The organism is Pseudoduganella sp. RAF19 (assembly GCF_052114165.1).
Classification (GTDB): Bacteria; Pseudomonadota; Gammaproteobacteria; order Burkholderiales; family Burkholderiaceae_D; genus Rugamonas.
This window is the reverse complement of the sequence record NZ_JBFREF010000004.1, coordinates 216,955-235,967: the sequence shown is the minus strand read 5'-3', so window position 1 is coordinate 235,967 and position 19,013 is coordinate 216,955. Positions and strand designations below refer to the sequence as shown.

Sequence of the window (19,013 nt, the reverse complement as noted above, 5' to 3'; positions counted from 1 at the left end):
ACGCCAGCCATCGGACCGTCCTGCCGCTAGGCCGCGACAATCTGGCGATACCTCCCCGGCGGCATGCCGGTGGCGTCGCGGAAGCGGTGGCTGAAATGGCTGAGGTCAGCGAATCCGCAAGCGTCGGCAACCTGCTGCAAGGGCAGATCGCCTTTCAGCAGAACGCGGGCGCGGTCCAGACGGCGCATGGCAACCCAGGCCGATGGCGGCATGCCGAAGGACACGCGGAACATGCGCGCCAGGTGATATTCGGACAGGCAGGCCAGCTGCGCCAGCGCTCCCAGCGTGATGTTCTGATCCAGATGCGCTTCTATGTAATCGTGCAGGCGGCGGCGCACCAGCGGCGCCAGTCCACCGCGCAAACGCTGGCCAGACTGGATCATGTGCTGCGAGCGCAGCAGCTCACTAATCGATTCGTGCGCCAACTCGTTGGCACGCAACAGCTGGTTGGGGTCTTGCCAGGATTGATTCAGCAGATCGCCGCACAGCTGCACCAGACGCGGATTCTCGAAATAGGTGCGATCCTGTAGCGTCAGCTCGCGCGGTTCGCGGTCCAGTTCAACGATGGCGCGGCGCGTGAAGTGCTCGGGCATGAAGTAGAGATGCATCATGCGCAGGCCGCCGCGCACGGTCCAGCGCGACTCGTGCCAGTCCGGCAGCGCACACAGCCGCTGCGGCGCGCCATAGCTGCCGGGCGCATCATCGCGGTGCACGCCGTAGCCGCCAACCAGATAGCAGGACAGGGTGTGGTGTCCCGGCTGCTCATACGTTGTCTCGGCAATATCGACTTCGCGCCGCCAGATGGCCGCAGCCAGACCGTCGCCCAGCCAGGCGAAGCGCTCCAGCTTGGCGTCCGTCGTAGCCATGGTGCGAAACACCGCATGCTGCATGGCATCTGCAGGCGGTGTGATCGAGGCGAGAGCTGGTCGGTCGGATTCCATGAAAAAAGTCTAGCACGCGCGCGGCAATGCCGCCCGGCCGCAGCCCGGCCGTGGCATAAAAAGCGCAAGATCAGACAATTGTCCCGCAATTGCGCAATCCCAGACAAACCGCGGCGTCCTCCACGCGCCATGCTGGATGTATGAACACCTTACTTTACATCCTTACCGTCCTGATCTGGGGTACCACCTGGATCGCCATCAAATTCCAGCTCGGCGTGGTGCCGGCGCCCGTGTCCATTGCCTACCGCTTCTGGATCGCGACCGTTGTGCTGATGCTGATCCTGGGCGTGCTGCGCAAGCCCATGTGGCCGCCGCGTGCGGCCTGGCGCTATCTGGTGGCGCAAGGTTTCGCCCTGTTCTGCCTGAACTTCCTCTGCTTCTATTATGCGGCGCAGTGGATGCCGAGCGGACTGGTGGCGGTGGTGTTTTCGACTGCGCCAATCTGGAACGCGGTCAATGGCCGCCTGTTCATGAAACGTCCCATCCGCAAGCAGGTGATGGGCGGCGCGGCGCTGGGACTGGCAGGCATCGCCCTGCTCTTCCTGCCGCAGATGGCGGGGCACTGGGCCGACAGCGGCGTGCTGACCGGACTTGGACTGGCGCTGTTGGGCACACTCTGCTTCTCGACCGGGAATCTGCTGTCCAGCCGCATGCAGGAGCTGGGCCTGACGCCCTTACTGACCAATACCTGGGCCATGCTGATCGGTGCGTCCATGCTGACGGTGGGCGCGCTGGCACTGGGCATGCCGTTCACTTTCGATCCCAGCCCGCGCTACGTGATCGGCCTGCTTTATCTCGGCATTCCGGGTTCGGTAATCGGTTTTACGGCTTATTTGCTGCTGGTGGGACGCATCGGTCCGGACCGCGCAGGCTATTCGACGGTGCTGTTTCCCGTCGTGGCGCTGACGGTGTCGACTTTCGTGGAGGGTTATCGCTGGAACGCAGCAGCCCTGGCCGGACTGCTGCTTGTGTTGTGCGGGAATCTGCTGGTATTCCTGCCGGCGGGGACTTATTTCTTCTCGAAGACCAGGTCCCAGACGCCATGACCCAGCTTCAGGCCACGATTCTCGAACTTGGTCAGCGGACGGTAGGACGGCTGCGGCGCGTAGCCGTCCGCGGTATTGCGCAGTGCCGGCTCGGCGCTCAGCACTTCCAGCATCTGTACCGCGTAGTCTTCCCAGTCGGTCGCCAGGTGGATATAGCCGCCCGGCGCCAGGTGATCGCACAGCGTCTTTACGAAAGCCGGCTGGATCAGGCGGCGCTTATTGTGGCGTGCCTTGTGCCAAGGGTCGGGGAAGTAGATATGCACGCCTGCCAGCGAACCGGCCGGGATCATATCGCGTAGCACTTCTACCGCGTCGTGCTGGATCACGCGCAAGTTGCCGATGTTCTCCTCACCGCACAGTTTGAGCAGGCTGCCCACGCCTGGCGTGTGCACCTCTACGCCGATGAAATCCTTCTCCGGCATCAGCTTGGCGATATGCGCCGTGGTCTGGCCCATGCCAAAGCCGATTTCCAGCACGACCGGCGCCTTGCGGCCGAAGACCTGCGCGAAATCCAGCGGCGCCTTGTTGTAGTCCACCATGTACTGCGGGCCGAAATCGTTCAGCGCGCGCTCTTGCGCCGTAGACAGGCGTCCCGCGCGGGTGACGAAGCTGCGAATGCGGCGTTCGGTCGGATCGTAGAGCATGGACCGCGCCGGGCCCTTTGGTGGAGTTTCGGACGACATAACAGGACTTGCTGAAAAAACGCGCATTATACCCCGCCACACCGTCCTCCCGGCACGAAACTTTGTGTCGGCTTTCTTTACACCGGAAGACACGATCTTGTATTAAATCAAGCTAAGTCCTTGATTTTATTGCGATGGCCCAAGATTTGCTAATAGTTAAACAATATCACCTTTAGACAATAGGCATTTCCATGAAAAAACTCATCCTCGCTTCTGCGCTGGTCTTCGGCCTGGCCGCCTCCGCCCAGGCAGGCGTGCTGACCTTTGACGATATCGGCACCCCGGGCGGCATCACCGGCTTGGGAAGTGGTTTCGTTGAACAGGGCTTCCGGTTCAGCGCAAATTCCGACGTCGTCGACGTATCGCCGGCCGGCAGCTGGAGCAATGGCGTCGGCGATGGCCACAGCGGTCACTTTGCCGCCCTCAACGACTTCTCGGGCGATATGGATATGACCAAGGTGGGCGGCGGCACTTTCTCGGCGCAGTCGCTGTGGCTGAACGGTTGGCAAGGCGCCGCGTTCACTTCCCATGTACAAGGCCTGCTGAACGGCGTGGTGGTTGGCGATGTGGCCGTCACCTACAGCAACCCTTGGCAGCTGGTCAACCTGGGCTTTACTGGAATTGACACTTTGCGCGTCTCCGGTGGCATTTTCCTGGTGGACGACATCACGGTCAACGCTGCCGCCGTACCGGAACCGGGCAGCCTGGCCCTGGTCGGCCTGGGTTTGGCCGGTGCGGCCGCCCTGCGCCGCCGCAAGCAAAAAGCCTGATAGATCGAAGCAGCGGGGGCTGCGATAATAGCGTTCTTTTGAATCTTCGAAGCACGCTATGGCCCTCGCTCTCAACCTGATCATCATCGTCCTTGCCCTGGTGACCCTTGTCTATCTGCTGAAAGGAAAACCGCAGGCGCCAGCCTTTACGCCCAAGGACAAACCAGCCGCCGGCTCCTACACGCCGCTACCTGAAGGCGAGCCTGCCCACCACTGGTCCGACAATGGCCGCTTCCAGCTGGAAGTGCTGGGCGAGTCGCGCTACTACGAGACCATCCGCGAACTGGCGGGCGAGCACGGCGATGCCAGCGCCGATGTGCGGCACCCTGCCCTGCTGCTGCCGGACGATCATAATCCCTACGAAGACAAGGCCGTTGCCGTCTTCCTCAGTGGCCACATGGTCGGCTACCTGGCGCCGAAAGACGCTATCGCTTTCCGCGAGCGCCTGGCGCGTCTGGATCTTTCCGGCAAACTGACGTCCACCGAAGGCGTGGTGCGCGGCGGCGGCCTGTATGAAGGCAAGCGCCTGTCTTATTCCGTCAACCTGGATATCGAACCAAACGCCTGACCTCCTCGCATCGGAGTATCATTGCCTGATGCAAGTGAGGAGGCCGATATGGACCGTGAACGCGCAAAGGCCGGCGACGCCGTCCGGCCAATCGGCTGGCATCGCAAGATGCTGGTAGTCCGCACCATGCCCGGTCCCAATGGCACCGGCGATGATGACGATGTCGTGTGCCGCTGGCACGATCGCGATGGCGTCCACCAGCAAACCTTCAAAGCGGGCCAGCTGGAGGTTCTGAACTCTGCCGCACAGGCGCATAACCCCGCGCGCCGGACCCTGATGTGAAGTAAAGGCTGAGCACAGCCGCCAGCACGCAGGCAATGCCCGCCAGCTGGCGCGGCCCGATCGCCTCATCCAGCAGCCACCACGCAAAAATCATCGCCGACGCCGGCGTCACCGCCGTAAAGAGCGAAGCCTCCGCGCCGCTGACGCGCGCCGATCCCGCATACCAGAGCACATAGCCGCCCACCGTCGGCACCAGTGCGTAGTAAGCCACCGCCGCCAGCGCCGGCGTACCCGCTTGCGGATGAGCTTCGCCCAGCGCGGGGCCGATCGCCAGCAGCAGCCCCACACCGCACATGATGGTCGACAGGGGCAGCGCACCAAGCGGCGTACGCAGCTTCTTGTTGAGCAGGACGAACAGACCCTCGCAGGCAACGGCACCGAGCACCAGCAAGTTCCCTTGCCAGCCGCTCGCGTCGCCGCTACGGGTTGTCGCAATCAGCACGCCGGCCGCCGCCAGCACCAGCGCCGCGATCAGCGCGGGTTTGGGACGTTCCCCCAGCACGAACACCGCCATCAGTGCTGATACGACCGGCAGCGTGCCTAGCACCACCGAAGCATTTGCCGCTGAGGTGTGCTGCAAGCCTGTCATCAGCAGCACGGTGTAGCCGACGCTGCCCGCGCCCGCTTGCAGCACGAGCAGCATTGCATCGTGCTTATCGGGACGCGGCAGACGCTCGCCTTTCACCCGCATCAGCAGCAGAAAGACCGGTAGCGCCAGCGCCAGACGCAGCGCAGTTGCGGTGAACGGCGGCAGTCCCGCCGCAATCAGTTTGCCCGCAACGACGGTGCTGCCCACCGTCAGCGAGGCCGCCGTGAGATACAGATAACCCAGCATGATTCCTCCCTCAAAAACTTCGAGGGTAGGCAGGCGCGGCGGCGGCGTCTTGAACGTTATTGCTGTCAGGCGCAGGCGCGCGCGTAGGCGGCGGGCGCGATGCCGTATTTGCGGACGAAGATGCGGGTCATATGGCTTTGGTCGGCAAAGCCGCTGGCTGCCGCGGCTTCCGCCAGCGGCGTGCCGCGCGCGATCAGCGCACGCGCCATGGCAATGCGGCGCTGAACGAGGTAAGCATGCGGCGTGAGTCCCGTCGCGCGTCCGAATGCGCGTACCAGATGGAAGCGGCTGATGCCGGCTGCTTGCGCCAGGTCGTCCAGCGACAGTTCGGCCCGAGGGTCATCGTCAATCAGCTCGCGCGCCCGCAGGACGCCCGCTGGCCCCGGTGTCCGCACCCGTGCCGAAGCCGATGCGGGTGCCGATGCGGACGTTGAGGCGGAGTCCGCGCCGCGGTCGCGCGGCCAATACAACGTCTGCGCCATCAGCCGTAGCAGCTCCTGCTCAGCGGCCAACCCGGCGGCCGCAATCTGCGGCTCCGTCACGGCGCGATACAGCGCCACGAACGCCGCCGGCAGCCGGGCATCGTGCATCACCGGCTCGTTGAACTCCAGCTGCATCAGCCGGCCCTCGCTGACGTCACGCACCGCCGCGCCTACCACCGGCGGGTCAAGATACAGCATGCGCCACGAGCGCACGCCATCGCCAATCGGCATCCCGTCATGTACTTCGCCCGGATTGACGGTCACCAGATCACCCGCCCCGGCCTCCACCATGCCCCGCCCGCTGAATGACTTCTGCGCTCCGCGCACAAACAGGCCAATGCCAAATTCTTCGTGCGTGTGCCGGGAGAACGAATGATCGCTACAGGCCTCCACCGCGTGGACGCCCGGCAGGGTACAGCGAACCGACCGGAATTGAGCACTGGCCATCTGGATAAGAATCTGAGGTGTCAGCCGGCCAGTATAAGGTAAGGCGCGTGGGCCAGTGCACCTGCGCCGCGCCGCAACGTCGTGCATCGGCATAGATATGCTCAATGAGTGCGCGGCCTACGCCAACGCCGCGCGCATCGTGCGCAACAAACAGGTCTTGCAGATAGCAGTGATTGTCCGCCGTCCAGGCAGATCGATGATAAATCGAATGCGCCAGGCCCAGTGCGCGGTTTCCCGCTATCGCAAGCACCGCATGCACTGGCTCGACGGGGTCCAGCAAGCGCGCCCACGTCTTGCGCGTCACGGAATCAGGGAGATCAACATCGCAGCACCGTTGATAGGCTTTCCATAGCGGAAGCCAGATATCAAAATCCTCGCTGCCGATGACCTTGATCTCCCCTGATTCCATGTCACCGCTGGTTTCAGATCGAGCCAGCCGGCGCAACGGCTGGGAAGTCTTTCTCGGGATCGAACACGTTATTGATAAAGTTCGTCAGCGAGTACATCGCAACCAAGGCGACGATCTCCATCACGTTGGCATCCGTGTAGCCGGCATCGCGCACGGCTTTCAGATCGGCGTCGCTCACCTGGCCACGGCTCACGATGACTTTGCGCGCAAACTGGACGGCGGCATCGCGCTTCGGATCGTTGGCGTGACCCTGGCGTGCCAGGATGATGTCCTCGTTCGGCAGCTTGGCCATATGCTGGGCCGTAAAGCTGTGCACCGTCAGGCAGTAATTGCAGCCGTTGACTTCCGAGACAGCCAGTCCGATGCTGTCGCGCGTTTTTACGTCGAGCGCCTTGCTCAGTGAGCCAAGCAGATTGGCCCAGGCGTTGAAAGCGATGGGACTTTGCGCAAAGGTCGCCATCATGTTGGGCGTGAAGCCGATGTTCTTGGTGAACGCATCAAGCGTAGGCTTGGAATCGGCAGGCACTTGTTCCGGCTTCAGGGCAGTAGATCGTGGCATCGTAGTTCTCCTCAGGTTTATACAAAATCCAGCACTTCGGTTACAGGACGGCGAGGCTTCTGCGCCCAGTTCCCGGCACGTTCCACGCCAATGGACAGCAGCATCACGGGCACTTCGTTTTGCGCCAGGCCGAACTCTTCGTGCACCGCCTCCGCGTCGAAACCGATCATCGGTGTCGAACCCAGGCCCAGAGCACGGGCCGCATAAATGATTGCCGCCGCGCCGAAGGTTCCGGTGCGCACCGCTTCGTCGCGCTGGCGTTGCGGGAAATTCATATACAGATCGCGCGCCGGGTTCTCCCATTCCGCCACCATGTCCGCTGGCATGACACCCGCTTTAACCAGGGGCGCCAGGCGATCCGGGATCACGCTGGAATCGGCCAGCTGCCCAACGACGATAAAGGTAACGGCCGCGTCGACAATCGCCGGCTGATTCCACGCGATAGGACTCAGTCGTGCCTTCGCTTCCGCCGTGCGTACAGCGATGAAGCGCCAGTTCTGCATATGGAACGACGTCGGCGCCGTGGTACCGATTTGCACAAGCTCGCGGATCTGGCTGTCGCTCAGCGTCGCGGTGCGGTCGTAATATTTGGCGGCGCTGCGGCTCAAGATACATTCGATGACAGCGTTGGCCTTGGAAGTTGCGTTGGTCATGGTGATCCCTATGATTGGTTGGGTAGGTTGAAGTGCATGAAAGCGATTGCTTGCTGCGAAGCCGGCTTGCTCCGCAAGACGGGTTAGTCCACTGCCGGAAAATCAACTTCGGTATCGTTAATGCGATTGAAGGTACTGGTGATGGTGGCGAGTCCAATGGCGATTGAGATCTCCGCCAGCGCTGTGGCGGAATAGCCGGCTGCACGGATGGCATCGAACTCGCCATGGCTGATCGTGCCGCTTGTAGTCTGCAGTTGGGACACGAAACGCACCAGGGCGTCGCGCCTGGCGTCACCGGTAGGCTGTGCGGCACGAATGGCGCGCAGGATATCGGCCGACAAACCTACCATCTTGCCGACATAACTGTGGGCCGCCACACAAACATCGCAACCGGCCTTCACACTGACCAGCAACTTGACGGTTTGCAGGTCCTGCTGGCTGAGGCTTCCCAACGATAGGGTGCGCTGCGCGCCCAGCACGGCGCCTAAAGACTCAGGAGCAAGGTGGCCCAATGCAGCGTAAGTGTTCGGCACCCGGCCGCCGGCAATCTTCCTGACCTGGTCGTAGATATCAACGGTAACGCCGACGGCGGAGGCGATTGCAGGGATGGCGATACGGCTCATGGTGCTTGGCTTTCAATGGGTAGTCAGGAGCCTCCACTTTAGGCTTGCACCGCATTGAATTCGAGACTGTATCGGCTCAAGAAAATGCCGGAAAGGATCAACCGCTTACCTGCGCCAGACGGCGGCATTGGCCCGGCGTCATCCCCATCTTGTCGGTGAACGCGCGGCGGAAGGCTGCGACGGAGCGGTATCCGACCAGGTCGGCCACCGCCTCGGTCGTCATCCCCTGCTTCTTCAACTCGTTGGTGGCCAGGCTCATTCGGATGTCGGTCAGCAGTTCGACGGCCGAGCGCCCCAGCTTCTCCTGAAAGTGCCGCATGAAGGTGGCGCGCGACATGCTGCACAAGTCGGCCAGTTCCGGCAGAGTCCAGGCTCGCGCCGGATCGGCGAACATGGCGACGATGGCGGGGGCCAGTCGCCGATGGCTGGCCAGCGCCAGCAAGCCTGCCGGAGCTTGCTCGGATTCGCTTGCCGCGCGCAATGCGAGGGTGAACAAGGCAGAGGTCAGCGCATTGAGGATGGCGTGTCCACCTGGCTTGTCGCCCGCGGACTCCATACGCATAAACCCCACCAGACTGGCGAGATGATTCGAGGCCGGCGCGGCGCGCTCGTCGCCACGGCCTTGCACGGTTCTGACCATGAGCGTCGCGGGAAGGTAGTCGCGGATCAGCCGGTCATGGGGCGGCTCGATCAGAAATCGTCCACACAGCATATCCAACTGCTCGCCCTGGCCATCATTCTCGCTGAGCATCCATCCTGCAGGGCTGAACTGATTGCGCGTAGGGCCTGGCGCGGCGCCACTGCCATCGTGCAGCACGTGCGCCGCGCCTTGCGGCAGCAACACGATGTCGCCACTCACCAGCTCCTTGATGGTCCCGCTTGCCGGGTCCTCAAGAATGGCGCGTCCCTTGAGCACAATGTGATAGGGAATCTCGTGCGCCCCGGACTGCGCCCAGTCCACGCGCCAAGGCGCGCCGTAAGTGCAATGGGCTTCCAACTTGCCGGTGACGGTAATCGTTTGCAGGAGATGGCTTAACCAATCGAGTTGAGACATGACAGCGTGGGACCTTTTGTACTATCGTTCAGGAATTCTCTACCATCGATGGTACGAATAAAAGAACCAAGATTACCCGCTAGTGTGTGTACCAAGATTATGGATTCAGACCTGCAAATTCATTTAGACCGGACAGCAAAGATCTCCTTATCCGAACAAATCCGTGTGAGCATCAGCCGGGCAATTGAGTCCGGCCTGGTGGCACCGGGCACTCGCTTGCCTTCGTGGCAGGATCTGGCCGCGCACCTTGGCGTGGCGCGAGGAACAGTTCAAACCGCGTATGAACGGCTGTCCGACGACCAGATGATCGAAACGTTTGGCGCTGGCGGCACCCGCGTCGCGCCGCGTCCCCATGTGGTGCTGACGCCACCCGAAGCGCCGCAGCCCGGCTCCTTCATGAAGACCTATCAGGAGATGCACGCCGGGCCAGCGATCTTTCAGCTCGGACTGCCGGCGCTGGAGAAAGGCTTGCCGGAAAAACTGTTCGCCCGCGCGCGATCTTCCAATCTCCTGAAGACGGGCGCTTTTTCGTCCTTCGTCTATCCCGACCCCAGAGGTGAGCTGGAGTTGCGGCGTGAGATTGCAGGCTATCTCTCCATTTCCAGAAACCTGCACTGTTTCCCCGACCAGGTGTTTATCACCTCGGGCTACAGCTCGGGCTTAGGCCTGCTACTGCGGGTGCTGAGTTTGGAGGGCAAGAAGGTCTGGATGGAGGAACCCGGTTACCGCTTTACGAGGAAGGGCCTGGAGCTCGCTCGCTTGAATATCGTTCCGGTGCCGGTGGACGCCGAAGGTCTCAACGTCGGCTACGGCATCGAGCATGCCGCCGACGCGGCGTTAGCGGTGGTGACGCCGAGCCAGCAGGCGCCGCTGGGTTCGACCTTGTGTTTGCGACGGCGGCTTCATCTGCTTGAGTGGGCGGCGTCAAGCGGCGCCTGGGTCGTCGAGGATGACTACCTCAGCGAATTGCAGCTGGAAGGCAGGCCGGCGCCTGCCCTGGCCTCCCTGGACGAGGGCAAACGGGTCATCTACGTCGGCTCTTTCAGCAAGACCATCAGCCCCGGATTGCGGCTGGGATTTGTGGTGGCGCCAACTGAACTGGTCACCGCGTTTTCCGAGGTGGCGGCGACGCTGGCACCCGCGCCATCGCCTGTAGTGCAGCTGGCCACCGCCCGCTTCATGCATGAGGGCTACTACATCCAGCGCGTGCGCCGGCTTAAGCGGCTATATCTGTCCCAGCGTGACGCGCTATGCGAGCAGTTGCGAATGCACGATGCGGAGTGGATCAAGGCCGGCCTGGCAATCCTTCTCAGACTCCCGGACGGGGTTCTGGACACCAAAGTCGTTCGCGAGGCAATGACGGTCGGCATGGCGCCGTCGCCTTTGTCAGCCTGGTTTGCCACGCCATCCTGGACCTTGCAGGGACTCTTGCTTGGCGTGGCCACAGCGCCCGAACAGCACGTCGCCACGGCGTGCCGCCGGCTATTCGAGATCATCGAGCGCAATCGCTGATGAATGTAAGCTTGGAGCGGGTGAAGGGAATCGAACCCTCGTATGAAGCTTGGGAAGCTGCCGTTCTACCATTGAACTACACCCGCACTGCGCGCATTTTACCTGAGCGCGCAACAATCATGAGCCTACCAGCTGCACCGCGTCAATATACATGCGGTCGGTGGTGATGTTATTCGATTTGGTGATGCGCGCCGCCTTGGCTTTGTAGGCTGTCTTTTCGATCGGCTGCACATACCAGGTACGGGCGCCGCGCTTGTCCGGCTTCACGGTATTGATGCCGCTCCAGATAGTATTCCATTTGCCATCCGTGTCCTGAAGTTCCAGTTTGGTGATGCCCTCCAGGCCATAGCCATCGGTGACGGCGACGCGCAGCTCGGTGGCGTTGACCGGCTTGTCGAAGCTGACTTCCAGCGAGTCGAAACCGACGTCGCTGCCTTTGGTCGCAAACGACTTGCCATCGACCTTGCCGGTTGCGTTGGCCGGCTCATACGTGCTGCCGCCGTATTCCGACGTCGCCTTCGCCATGGTGGCCCATTGACCGTTGGCGTCATTGATATAGCCGTCTTCCATATTGGAATAATCGAGCTTTGCCTGGCGCTTGGCGACCTCCTTCTGCTCCTCGCTCATGTTCGCCGTATCCACTTGCGGCGTTTGCACCGGGCCATTGGCGGCGCTGGCAGGCGCAGGGCTTGGGGCCGGCGCGGCAACGGCCGGTGCGGGCGCCGGGGCCGGTGCAGACGCTGGCTCCTGTGCTTTCTTGGCGCATGCGGCAAGCAGTAAGACGGGCAATACCAAGGCGTACTTATTCATCTTCAGGGCTCCCTATTGGTTATCAAAACAACAACTCGCCGATGATGGCACAAAGCTGCACTGTGTTCAATCGTGCGTGGTATGAACGGGGAAATCTGAAGATTCGTGTTGGCAATGGTGCACAATGATCAGGTTCCTCAACTTTATGGACACCTCGATGAAAACAATCGCAGCACTCGGCATCTCCCTCGCCTTCGCGGCGCCCTACGCCGCCGCACAGCAAGCATCCGATCCCGTTTCAACGCTGGTCGGCCAGCTGGATCTGGAGAAGTACAAAGCCACCATCAAGAGCCTGACCAAATTCGGCGACCGCCGCCAGGGCACGGAGCGCAATCGTCAGGCACTTAACTGGATCGAGGCACAGCTGAAGGCATATGGTTGCGAGAACGTCGAGCGCTTGCAGTATCAATTCACCGAGCCGCCGGCGCGCGGCAAGCCTGCCGTGGCGCCGGGCGGCGGCGCTGGCGGTCCACCCGGCCAGGGCGGCAGCACGCTGTTCGGCAACCGTGCCCCGACCGGCGTGAACACCGACCCGATGCGCCAGCCGGACGAGCGCCTGCGCGCGCTGAATGCGGAGCAGACCCCGCAAGGTACATCGCAGCGCGAGAACGTCTACTGCACCAAGGTCGGCAAAACGCATCCCGAGGAAATGTATATCGTCAGCGCGCACATGGACGGCATCGGCTTCGGTGAAGCGGCCAACGACGACGGTTCGGGCACCGCGCTGGTGATGGAACTGGCGCGCATCTTCAGCGCGCCAGGTGTGGAAACGGACCGCTCGATCCGCTTCGCCTTGTGGAACAACGAGGAAACGGGCCTGAACGGCGCCGCCGCTTACGTCGAGCAGCGCAAAGGCCTGCAAGGCATCGAATCGCCGAAAGGCTCAGGCAAATATCCCGAGCCGCGCTGGCTCGGCATGATCCAGCACGACATGATGCTGTTCGACCATGGCATGCCAGTGGCGAAGCTGGATGCGGCGGGCAAACCGGTGCTGGATGACAAGGGCCATCCAGTCTATGTTCTGCCGAAGGAACAGCGCGCCGAAGCGGACGTGAACATCGAGTTCCAGTCCAACTCCAAACAGGCGGAAGGCTCGGCCAGGCTGGCCTGGGAATTCCGCGCCGCGAACGACAAATACGCGACCAATTATCCGGCAGCGGTCGGCTTCCACATGACCAATACCGACTCCACGCCATTCATGGATCTGGTGCCGTCGATTTCGCTGCGCGAGAACGAGCGCGGGCAGCAAATCGGCTCCGGCTGGAATCCGCACTGGCATCAGCCGACCGACCTGTATTCCAACTATTCGGACAAGGATTTCCTGCTCGGCCTGAACGCCGCCCAGACCACCCTGGCAGGCGTAGCGAAACTAGTTGGGGTCAGGATTGCAAAACAGCCACAATAAATTAGCTCGCAATTAACAGTTTGGTAAAAAAGGCCACGCTTCCGGCGTGGCCCTTGTTATGATCGGCGATCGTTCCAAACTGAAACTATTTATCCCAATGCGCAGCACCGAACACGAAACCCTGCTCGAAGACGGCAAGCCCATCGTCATCACCACCGACCTGCAAGGCCGCCTGACCTACGCCAACTCGACCTTCATCGCCATCAGCGCCTTTGACGGCGAGGAACTTCAGGGACGTCCTCAAAAATCGCTCTACCACCCGGATATGCCGGCCGAAGTCGATGAAGACATGCTGCGCACCACCATGTCGGGCGAACCGTGGCGCGGCCTGATCAAGTATCGCGGCAAGGACGGCGGCTTCTTCTGGTGCATCGCGAACGTCACCCCGGTGATCGAAAAAGACCGGACCACCGGCTTCATGTCGGTCTGCACCAAACCGAAGCCGAAGCAGGTACAGGAAGCGGAACAGTTGTACCGCAGCGTGAAAGCCAGGGCTGACGGTGTACGCATCCACCGCGGCGCAGCGGCGCCACGCGGATGGCAGAAGTATTCCAATGCGCTGCGCGATGTCTCGCTGACGCAGCGCATGGCCCTGTGCTTCGGCAGCATGACGCTGCTGGCGCTGTCGATGGCGCTGCACGCCGTGCTGCCCTACTCCGAATTTGCCCTGCATCTGCAGGCTTTGCTGCTGGCGGCACTGGCGCTGTACGGCTGGTACAGCCTGCACCGCGCCATCGTGGCGCCGGTCCAGGCCTGCATCAAGGCCACCCGCATTCTGGCGGGCGGCGACCTGACCACGCGCATGGCGGTGGACCGCCACGACGAACTGGGCCAGCTGCAAGCCTTCGTGCGCCAGCTGAACCTGAATCTGGCATCCATCCTCGGCGATATCCAGGGTAATTTCGCCCTGACCCGCAGCACCACCACCCAGGTGCGCACCGCCAACGCCGACCTGGCCGCCCGCACCGAGGCGCAAGCGGCCAATCTGGAACAGACTTCGGCCCACATGGGTCAGATCACCGGCACCGTGAGCCAGACCGCCGACAACGTCAACACCGCCAACAGCGTGGCGAACGAAGCGACCACGCTGGCCGGTCGCACCGGCGTTGCGGTATCGCAGGTGGTGACGGCGATGGACGAAATCCGCGAATCTTCGCGCAAGATCGTCGATATCATCGGTCTGATCGATGGCATCGCGTTCCAGACTAATATCCTGGCCCTGAATGCCGCGGTGGAAGCGGCCCGCGCCGGCGAAAGCGGCCGTGGTTTCGCGGTGGTCGCCAGCGAAGTGCGCAACCTGGCGCAGCGCAGCGCGTCCGCCGCCAAGGACATCAAGGCCCTGATCGATACCGCCGCCGGCAAGATCGAAGGCGGCGCCAGCGTGGCCACGGCGGCCGGCGCCGACATGGATGCGGTGACCGCCGCCATCGGACGCGTCGCGTCCATCATGAGCGACATCAGCGGCGCCACGCGCGAGCAGAGCAACGGCGTCAACCAGGTGAAGGACGCCATCGTGCAGCTGGACGAAGTGACCCGCCAGAACAGCCAGATGGTCGAGGAAGCCTCCGCCGCCACCGGCGTGCTGGACCTGCAAGCCCAGGCGGTCGCCAAGGCGCTGGAAGTGTTCAAGCTGCCGCCACAAAGCGGCGCGCAAGGCAAGGGTTCCAAAGCCATGCCGCAATCCGCCCCACAGGCGCGGCTGGCTGCACGCTACGCCTGAAGCCCGGCGTCACCAGATGCGCCAACACGCAATCTGGTGAAAGATTTTGACGGCTTTGTCGTATAAAAGTCACGGTTGATACAAAATGACACATAATTATTTGCCTAAAACGCATTTTCGGGTTAGGCGAATATAGCAACTAGTTAAATGCAAGATAGCGACATTTGATGGTTCACACCTGAAGCATCCGTGGCTTAATTACAACTTAACCATTGGTTTTTCTTGCAAATTGCGGAAAAACCTGTATTGACACGTTCCCAACACCAATGTTTCCATGACGGTCGGCCGAGAATTTCTGCTCGTCCGCTTCGTAAAAACGAAACTTGGAATTGGGACAAAAATGATGAAAGAAACACTCATTGCGCGCTCCGTTCGCGTAATGTGCGCCGGCGGCCTGGCCGTCGGTATGCAAGCTGCCATCGCGCAGACCACCGCTCCTGAAGCACCGATCCAGCGCGTAGAAATCACCGGCTCTTCCCTGAAGCGTGTGGATTCCGAAACCGCATTGCCAGTGACCACCCTCAGCAAGGCCGACATCGCCCGTACCGGCGCCACCAGCACTGAAGAACTGCTGGGCACCATCTCGGCCCTGTCCACCGCTGGCTCGACCAGCAACTCGACCGGCGCTGGCTCCTCGACCTACGGCCTGTCGTCGATCTCGCTGCGCGGCCTGGGCGCTGAACGTACCCTGGTGCTGGTGAACGGCCGCCGTCTGGCAGCCTTCGCAGGCGGCGGCGGTGCAGCCGTTAACGTCAACGTGATTCCGCTGGCCGCTATCGAGCGCGTGGAAGTGCTGAAAGACGGCGCATCCGGCGTGTACGGTTCCGACGCAGTGGCCGGCGTGGTCAACTTCATCCTGAACAAGAGCTTCAAAGGTATCGAAGCTCAGGTAGGCGGCGGCGTTCCGACCCATGGCGGCGGCGCGCAGAACCAGAAATACTCCGTGACCGCCGGCTTCGGCGATCTGGACGAAGACCGCTACTCCGTGGTGCTGTCCGCATCCGCTGAGCGCGAGCGCGCACTGTTCGCCAGCGCACGCGGCTTCGCTTCGACCGGCAACCGTCCTCCATACTTCACCTCCGGCGCAACCGGCCAGGGCAATATCGAAGGCGCGATCGTACCGGGCTCCAACCCGGCACAATTCAACGGCCCGTTCTCCGGCAGCTCCCCGCTGTACGGCAACCCGCTGGCTGATGCAGGCAAGTGCGGCGACATCAACATGATCGCAGCACCGGGCAAGACCGCCCAGGGCGCGCAGACCTGCGTGTTCGATTCCGCTGCCTTCGTGGGCCTGACCCCGAAGCGTGAACTGAACAACTTCACCGCCAACGGCACCTACAAGATCAACGACAACCACCAGTTGTTCGCTGATGTGCTGTACTCCGAGTCCACCATCACCCAGAGCTTCCAGGGCAGCCCAGTGCGCGCGTCCTTCCTGGAAACCGATGCTGAATTCGCCAAGCAAGGCGTGACCCCAGCCCTGATTCTGTACCCAAGCAACCCGGCGTACCAGAACACCGCTGTGCCTTACCTGCAGAAGATGGGCTACACCAGCCTGATCGGCCAGCCGCTGGCCATCACCAGCCGCGTGTTCGACTACGGTAACCGTATCTCGGAAGACAAGGCGAAGCAGTCCCGTATCGTCGTCGGCGCCAAGGGCACCGTGATGAACCAGGACTACGAAATCGGCCTGACCTACAACGAATCGAAGGTCGACGGCTACGTGCCAGGCGGCTACTTCTCGCAAGTTGCTTACGCCAAGATCATCAACGATCCGGCCAACAACTGGAACCCATGGGCACCAGGCGGCGTGCAGACCGGCGCTCTGGCTGACAAGCTGAAGTCCGCTCAGTACACCGGCAGCACCCTGCACGGCAAGTCGACCAGCACCTCCTTCGACTCCAAGCTGGCTGGCGACCTGCCGGAAATCGCCGGCATCACCGCACAGTACGCAGTGGGCCTGCAGTCGCGTATCGAGAAACTGCAAACCACCCCGAGCGAAGCGCTGGAAGCTGGCGACATCGCCGGTCTGGGCGGCAGCGTTCCTCCAGTTGACCGCGAGCGCAAGATCAACTCGCTGTTCACCGAAACCAACGTGCCGGTGCTGAAGAACCTGGACCTGGGCGCAGCAGTGCGTTACGACCACTACGATGACGTAGGTTCGTCCACCAACTACAAGGCGAACGCTCGCTGGCAGCCAATCAAGCAAGTGGTGCTGCGTGCATCCGCTGGTTCGGGCTTCCGCGCTCCAACCCTGACCGACCTGTGGCAGCCGCAGACTGTGGGTTCTTCCGAGTCCTTCAACGACCCGGCAACCCACCAGAACCAGATCCAGGTGAACGCCCTGACCGGCGGCAACCCGGATCTGAAGCCTGAGAAGTCGCGTCAGAAGTCCGTTGGTATCGTGCTGGCTCCGATCGACAACTTCACCGTTGGTCTGGACTGGTTCAAGATCAATGTGTCCGACATCCTGTCGACCCCATCGGCTCAGGAAGTGGTATCCCGCTTCCGCGCTGGCGATGCGGCTTACGCTAACTTCGTCACCCTGAACAGCAGCGGCCAGATCACCGGCATCAAGACCCTGCTGACCAACACCGGCGACGCAGTGGTGAAAGGCTTCGACCTGTTCGCGAACTACCGTAAGAACACCGATTACGGCCGCTTCGATGTGGCCCTGAACGGTACTTACATGGACCAGTTCGACCAGACCAGCCCAGGCGGCGATATCTCGCACAAAGTTGGCACCCTGGTTGACTCCGCAGGCAACCCAGTGCTGGGCGCCCAGAACGGCGGCGTAGTGCTGCGCTGGAAGCACACCCTGGCGACCACCTGGAGCAAAGACAAGTGGACCGCTACCGTCATCCAGAACTTCAGCTCGCGTTACGAAGCTGGCCACCGCTATGAAGATGACGAGCGCACCTTCATCGGCGCCAACGCTACGTACGATCTGAACGTGACCTACAAGCCAATCAAGCCACTGACCCTGACCGTTGGCGTGCGCAACCTGTTCGACAAGCAGCCTGAGATCTTCGTACCAGTGTCCAACCAGTTCCAATACGGTTACGACATCAACCAGTACGACCCACGCGGCCGCTTCCTGTACGTGAACGCATCCTACCGCTTCCAGTAATCGCTGATTACTCTTAGCCGGTTCGCAAAAGCCGCTCCTTCGGGAGCGGCTTTTTTTTAAACCCACGGCAGATGCAGGTGGCTGCCACATCGTGGCAGCCACCAGGGTTACGCCTCAGGTTTTCTTAAAGCTTTTCCTTCACGTGCGGGATGCCGAATTCGTCGTAGATCTCGTAGATCACAGCGAGCATGTTAACCAGTTCCTCGGACTTGTCCATATTGCGCACGCTGAACATTACCGGGGACACGGCCTGGCGGTCCGCCAGCGGGCGGTAGTGGATGTCGCGGCGCTTCATGCCATGCACGCTCTCCGGCACCACGGCGATGCCTTCTCCAGCAGCCACAAGGCCCACTGCGATTTGCAGTTCGCGTACTTCCATCACATTGCGCGGCTGGATGCCGTGGGCGCGGAACACTTCCAGCACCTGATCGGCGAAACTGGGACGCGGCGATTTCGGATAGACCAGCAGCGTCTCGCCCTGCAGATCCAGTAGCCGCAAGGGCTCCTCCGAATCGCTCAGCGCATGCCCGATCGGCAGCGCCACAATCAGGCGTTCTTCGCGCAGCACGATGCGGCGCACGCTGGGATCTTCCGCCTTCACGCGGCCGAAGCCCACGTCGATACGCCCCTCTTTCAAGGCCTTGAGCTGTTCCATGGTGGTCAGTTCGTTAAAAGTGACCTCCACCTGCGTATAGCGCGTGCGGAAGCGGCGTACGATCTCCGGCAGCAGGCCATACAGGGTCGAGGCCACAAAACCGATCGACAGCGTGCGCTCTACCTTGCCCACGCGCTGAGTCATGGTCTTCAGCGCGCCCACTTTCTCCAATAGCTCAGTAGCGTGAGCCTGGAAAAATTCACCTGCCTCGGTCAGGCGCAAAGGGCGCGAGCCCTTCTCGATCAGATCCACGCCCAACTCTTCTTCCAGCTGCTGGATCTGGCGGCTCAGCGGCGGCTGAGCGATGAACAAACGCTTGGCCGCGCGGGTGAAGTTTTTCTCCTCAGCGACAGCGACGAAATAACGCAGATGGCGTAGCTCCACGGCAACTCCTTAACCATACCTTCCAGGTATTGAATCATACCAACT

Annotated in this window: 19 protein-coding genes and 1 tRNA gene; 8 read left to right on the top strand and 12 right to left on the bottom strand. The window is 61.8% G+C overall.

Going from position 1 to position 19,013, the window contains the following annotated elements:
• Positions 1-26: 26 nt before the first annotated feature.
• Positions 27-941: a helix-turn-helix domain-containing protein gene (locus AB4Z19_RS12260; protein WP_442027766.1), complete on the bottom strand. Its 915-nt coding sequence runs from the start codon at positions 939-941 to the stop codon at positions 27-29.
• A gap of 140 nt (positions 942-1,081) precedes the next feature.
• Between AB4Z19_RS12260 and AB4Z19_RS12255 the strand changes: the two genes are divergently transcribed.
• A complete protein-coding gene (locus AB4Z19_RS12255; protein WP_442027765.1) occupies positions 1,082-1,987 on the top strand; it encodes a DMT family transporter in 906 nt (301 codons plus the stop codon).
• Here AB4Z19_RS12255 and trmB read toward each other — a convergent pair.
• On the bottom strand, positions 1,951-2,631 hold the full coding sequence (trmB, locus tag AB4Z19_RS12250; protein ID WP_442027763.1) for a tRNA (guanosine(46)-N7)-methyltransferase TrmB: 681 nt from the start codon (positions 2,629-2,631) through the stop codon (positions 1,951-1,953). The genes AB4Z19_RS12255 and trmB overlap by 37 nt on opposite strands.
• A gap of 230 nt (positions 2,632-2,861) precedes the next feature.
• On the opposite strand from trmB, the gene AB4Z19_RS12245 reads away from it, so the two are divergent.
• The 3 genes from AB4Z19_RS12245 to AB4Z19_RS12235 are packed head-to-tail and all read left to right on the top strand — an operon-like array spanning position 2,862 to position 4,290.
• Positions 2,862-3,440 carry a PEP-CTERM sorting domain-containing protein gene (locus AB4Z19_RS12245; protein ID WP_442028808.1) on the top strand — a complete coding sequence of 193 codons (579 nt, stop codon included), beginning with the start codon at positions 2,862-2,864 and terminating at the stop codon, positions 3,438-3,440.
• A 58-nt stretch (positions 3,441-3,498) separates the two neighbouring features.
• Positions 3,499-4,008: a hypothetical protein gene (locus tag AB4Z19_RS12240; protein WP_442035339.1), complete on the top strand. Its 510-nt coding sequence runs from the start codon at positions 3,499-3,501 to the stop codon at positions 4,006-4,008.
• Between the two features lie 48 nt (positions 4,009-4,056).
• A complete protein-coding gene (locus AB4Z19_RS12235) occupies positions 4,057-4,290 on the top strand; it encodes a hypothetical protein (RefSeq protein WP_442028810.1) in 234 nt (77 codons plus the stop codon).
• On the opposite strand, the gene AB4Z19_RS12230 is transcribed toward AB4Z19_RS12235, so the two are convergent.
• From AB4Z19_RS12230 to AB4Z19_RS12200, 7 genes are all read right to left on the bottom strand, one after another.
• The gene (locus AB4Z19_RS12230) at positions 4,217-5,125 is read right to left on the bottom strand and encodes a DMT family transporter (protein ID WP_442035338.1); all 909 of its coding nucleotides are present in this window, start codon (positions 5,123-5,125) and stop codon (positions 4,217-4,219) included. The genes AB4Z19_RS12235 and AB4Z19_RS12230 overlap by 74 nt on opposite strands.
• Before the next feature lie 65 nt (positions 5,126-5,190).
• On the bottom strand, positions 5,191-6,054 hold the full coding sequence (locus tag AB4Z19_RS12225) for an AraC family transcriptional regulator (RefSeq protein WP_442035337.1): 864 nt from the start codon (positions 6,052-6,054) through the stop codon (positions 5,191-5,193).
• Positions 5,987-6,463: a GNAT family N-acetyltransferase gene (locus tag AB4Z19_RS12220; RefSeq protein WP_442035336.1), complete on the bottom strand. Its 477-nt coding sequence runs from the start codon at positions 6,461-6,463 to the stop codon at positions 5,987-5,989. The genes AB4Z19_RS12225 and AB4Z19_RS12220 overlap by 68 nt, the downstream gene beginning before the upstream one ends.
• A gap of 13 nt (positions 6,464-6,476) precedes the next feature.
• Entirely contained in the window at positions 6,477-7,022 is a 546-nt protein-coding gene (locus tag AB4Z19_RS12215) for a carboxymuconolactone decarboxylase family protein (RefSeq protein ID WP_442035335.1), read from the bottom strand.
• Positions 7,023-7,039: 17 nt separating this feature from the next.
• Complete coding sequence (locus AB4Z19_RS12210) at positions 7,040-7,675, bottom strand: nitroreductase family protein (protein WP_442035334.1); 636 nt, start codon at positions 7,673-7,675, stop codon at positions 7,040-7,042.
• 83 nt (positions 7,676-7,758) lie between these two features.
• A complete protein-coding gene (locus AB4Z19_RS12205; RefSeq protein ID WP_442025686.1) occupies positions 7,759-8,298 on the bottom strand; it encodes a carboxymuconolactone decarboxylase family protein in 540 nt (179 codons plus the stop codon).
• Positions 8,299-8,395: 97 nt separating this feature from the next.
• The gene (locus tag AB4Z19_RS12200; RefSeq protein ID WP_442025687.1) at positions 8,396-9,352 is read right to left on the bottom strand and encodes a cupin domain-containing protein; all 957 of its coding nucleotides are present in this window, start codon (positions 9,350-9,352) and stop codon (positions 8,396-8,398) included.
• A gap of 99 nt (positions 9,353-9,451) precedes the next feature.
• Between AB4Z19_RS12200 and pdxR the strand changes: the two genes are divergently transcribed.
• Positions 9,452-10,864: a MocR-like pyridoxine biosynthesis transcription factor PdxR gene (gene pdxR / locus AB4Z19_RS12195; protein ID WP_442025688.1), complete on the top strand. Its 1,413-nt coding sequence runs from the start codon at positions 9,452-9,454 to the stop codon at positions 10,862-10,864.
• 12 nt (positions 10,865-10,876) lie between these two features.
• Here pdxR and AB4Z19_RS12190 read toward each other — a convergent pair.
• Positions 10,877-10,950: transfer RNA gene (locus AB4Z19_RS12190), tRNA-Gly, on the bottom strand.
• Positions 10,951-10,981: 31 nt separating this feature from the next.
• The gene (locus tag AB4Z19_RS12185; protein WP_442025689.1) at positions 10,982-11,674 is read right to left on the bottom strand and encodes a hypothetical protein; all 693 of its coding nucleotides are present in this window, start codon (positions 11,672-11,674) and stop codon (positions 10,982-10,984) included.
• Positions 11,675-11,831: 157 nt separating this feature from the next.
• Here AB4Z19_RS12185 and AB4Z19_RS12180 point away from each other — a divergent pair, with 157 nt between their 5' ends.
• From AB4Z19_RS12180 to AB4Z19_RS12170, 3 genes are all read left to right on the top strand, one after another.
• On the top strand, positions 11,832-13,079 hold the full coding sequence (locus AB4Z19_RS12180; protein ID WP_442025690.1) for a M28 family peptidase: 1,248 nt from the start codon (positions 11,832-11,834) through the stop codon (positions 13,077-13,079).
• A gap of 97 nt (positions 13,080-13,176) precedes the next feature.
• A complete protein-coding gene (locus AB4Z19_RS12175; protein ID WP_442035333.1) occupies positions 13,177-14,799 on the top strand; it encodes a methyl-accepting chemotaxis protein in 1,623 nt (540 codons plus the stop codon).
• Positions 14,800-15,139: 340 nt separating this feature from the next.
• Positions 15,140-17,929, top strand: a complete 2,790-nt coding sequence (locus AB4Z19_RS12170; RefSeq protein ID WP_442035332.1) for a TonB-dependent receptor — start codon at positions 15,140-15,142, stop codon at positions 17,927-17,929.
• 124 nt (positions 17,930-18,053) lie between these two features.
• Here the strand turns inward: AB4Z19_RS12170 and AB4Z19_RS12165 are convergent, their stop codons facing one another.
• Positions 18,054-18,968, bottom strand: a complete 915-nt coding sequence (locus tag AB4Z19_RS12165) for a LysR family transcriptional regulator (protein WP_442022968.1) — start codon at positions 18,966-18,968, stop codon at positions 18,054-18,056.
• Positions 18,969-19,013 lie beyond the last annotated feature (45 nt).

Bases quoted from the DNA above. Each gene is read 5' to 3' on its own strand.
- AB4Z19_RS12235 (WP_442028810.1), top strand. From the start codon at position 4,057: ATGGACCGTGAACGCGCAAAGGCCGGCGACGCCGTCCGGCCAATCGGC.
- AB4Z19_RS12240 (WP_442035339.1), top strand. From the start codon at position 3,499: ATGGCCCTCGCTCTCAACCTGATCATCATCGTCCTTGCCCTGGTGACC.
- AB4Z19_RS12170 (WP_442035332.1), top strand. From the start codon at position 15,140: ATGATGAAAGAAACACTCATTGCGCGCTCCGTTCGCGTAATGTGCGCC.
- AB4Z19_RS12200 (WP_442025687.1), bottom strand. From the start codon at position 9,352: ATGTCTCAACTCGATTGGTTAAGCCATCTCCTGCAAACGATTACCGTC.
- AB4Z19_RS12245 (WP_442028808.1), top strand. From the start codon at position 2,862: ATGAAAAAACTCATCCTCGCTTCTGCGCTGGTCTTCGGCCTGGCCGCC.
- AB4Z19_RS12180 (WP_442025690.1), top strand. From the start codon at position 11,832: ATGAAAACAATCGCAGCACTCGGCATCTCCCTCGCCTTCGCGGCGCCC.
- AB4Z19_RS12175 (WP_442035333.1), top strand. From the start codon at position 13,177: ATGCGCAGCACCGAACACGAAACCCTGCTCGAAGACGGCAAGCCCATC.
- AB4Z19_RS12230 (WP_442035338.1), bottom strand. From the start codon at position 5,125: ATGCTGGGTTATCTGTATCTCACGGCGGCCTCGCTGACGGTGGGCAGC.
- AB4Z19_RS12255 (WP_442027765.1), top strand. From the start codon at position 1,082: ATGAACACCTTACTTTACATCCTTACCGTCCTGATCTGGGGTACCACC.
- AB4Z19_RS12205 (WP_442025686.1), bottom strand. From the start codon at position 8,298: ATGAGCCGTATCGCCATCCCTGCAATCGCCTCCGCCGTCGGCGTTACC.
- pdxR (WP_442025688.1), top strand. From the start codon at position 9,452: ATGGATTCAGACCTGCAAATTCATTTAGACCGGACAGCAAAGATCTCC.
- AB4Z19_RS12225 (WP_442035337.1), bottom strand. From the start codon at position 6,054: ATGGCCAGTGCTCAATTCCGGTCGGTTCGCTGTACCCTGCCGGGCGTC.
- AB4Z19_RS12220 (WP_442035336.1), bottom strand. From the start codon at position 6,463: ATGGAATCAGGGGAGATCAAGGTCATCGGCAGCGAGGATTTTGATATC.
- AB4Z19_RS12215 (WP_442035335.1), bottom strand. From the start codon at position 7,022: ATGCCACGATCTACTGCCCTGAAGCCGGAACAAGTGCCTGCCGATTCC.
- AB4Z19_RS12185 (WP_442025689.1), bottom strand. From the start codon at position 11,674: ATGAATAAGTACGCCTTGGTATTGCCCGTCTTACTGCTTGCCGCATGC.
- trmB (WP_442027763.1), bottom strand. From the start codon at position 2,631: ATGCTCTACGATCCGACCGAACGCCGCATTCGCAGCTTCGTCACCCGC.
- AB4Z19_RS12260 (WP_442027766.1), bottom strand. From the start codon at position 941: ATGGAATCCGACCGACCAGCTCTCGCCTCGATCACACCGCCTGCAGAT.
- AB4Z19_RS12210 (WP_442035334.1), bottom strand. From the start codon at position 7,675: ATGACCAACGCAACTTCCAAGGCCAACGCTGTCATCGAATGTATCTTG.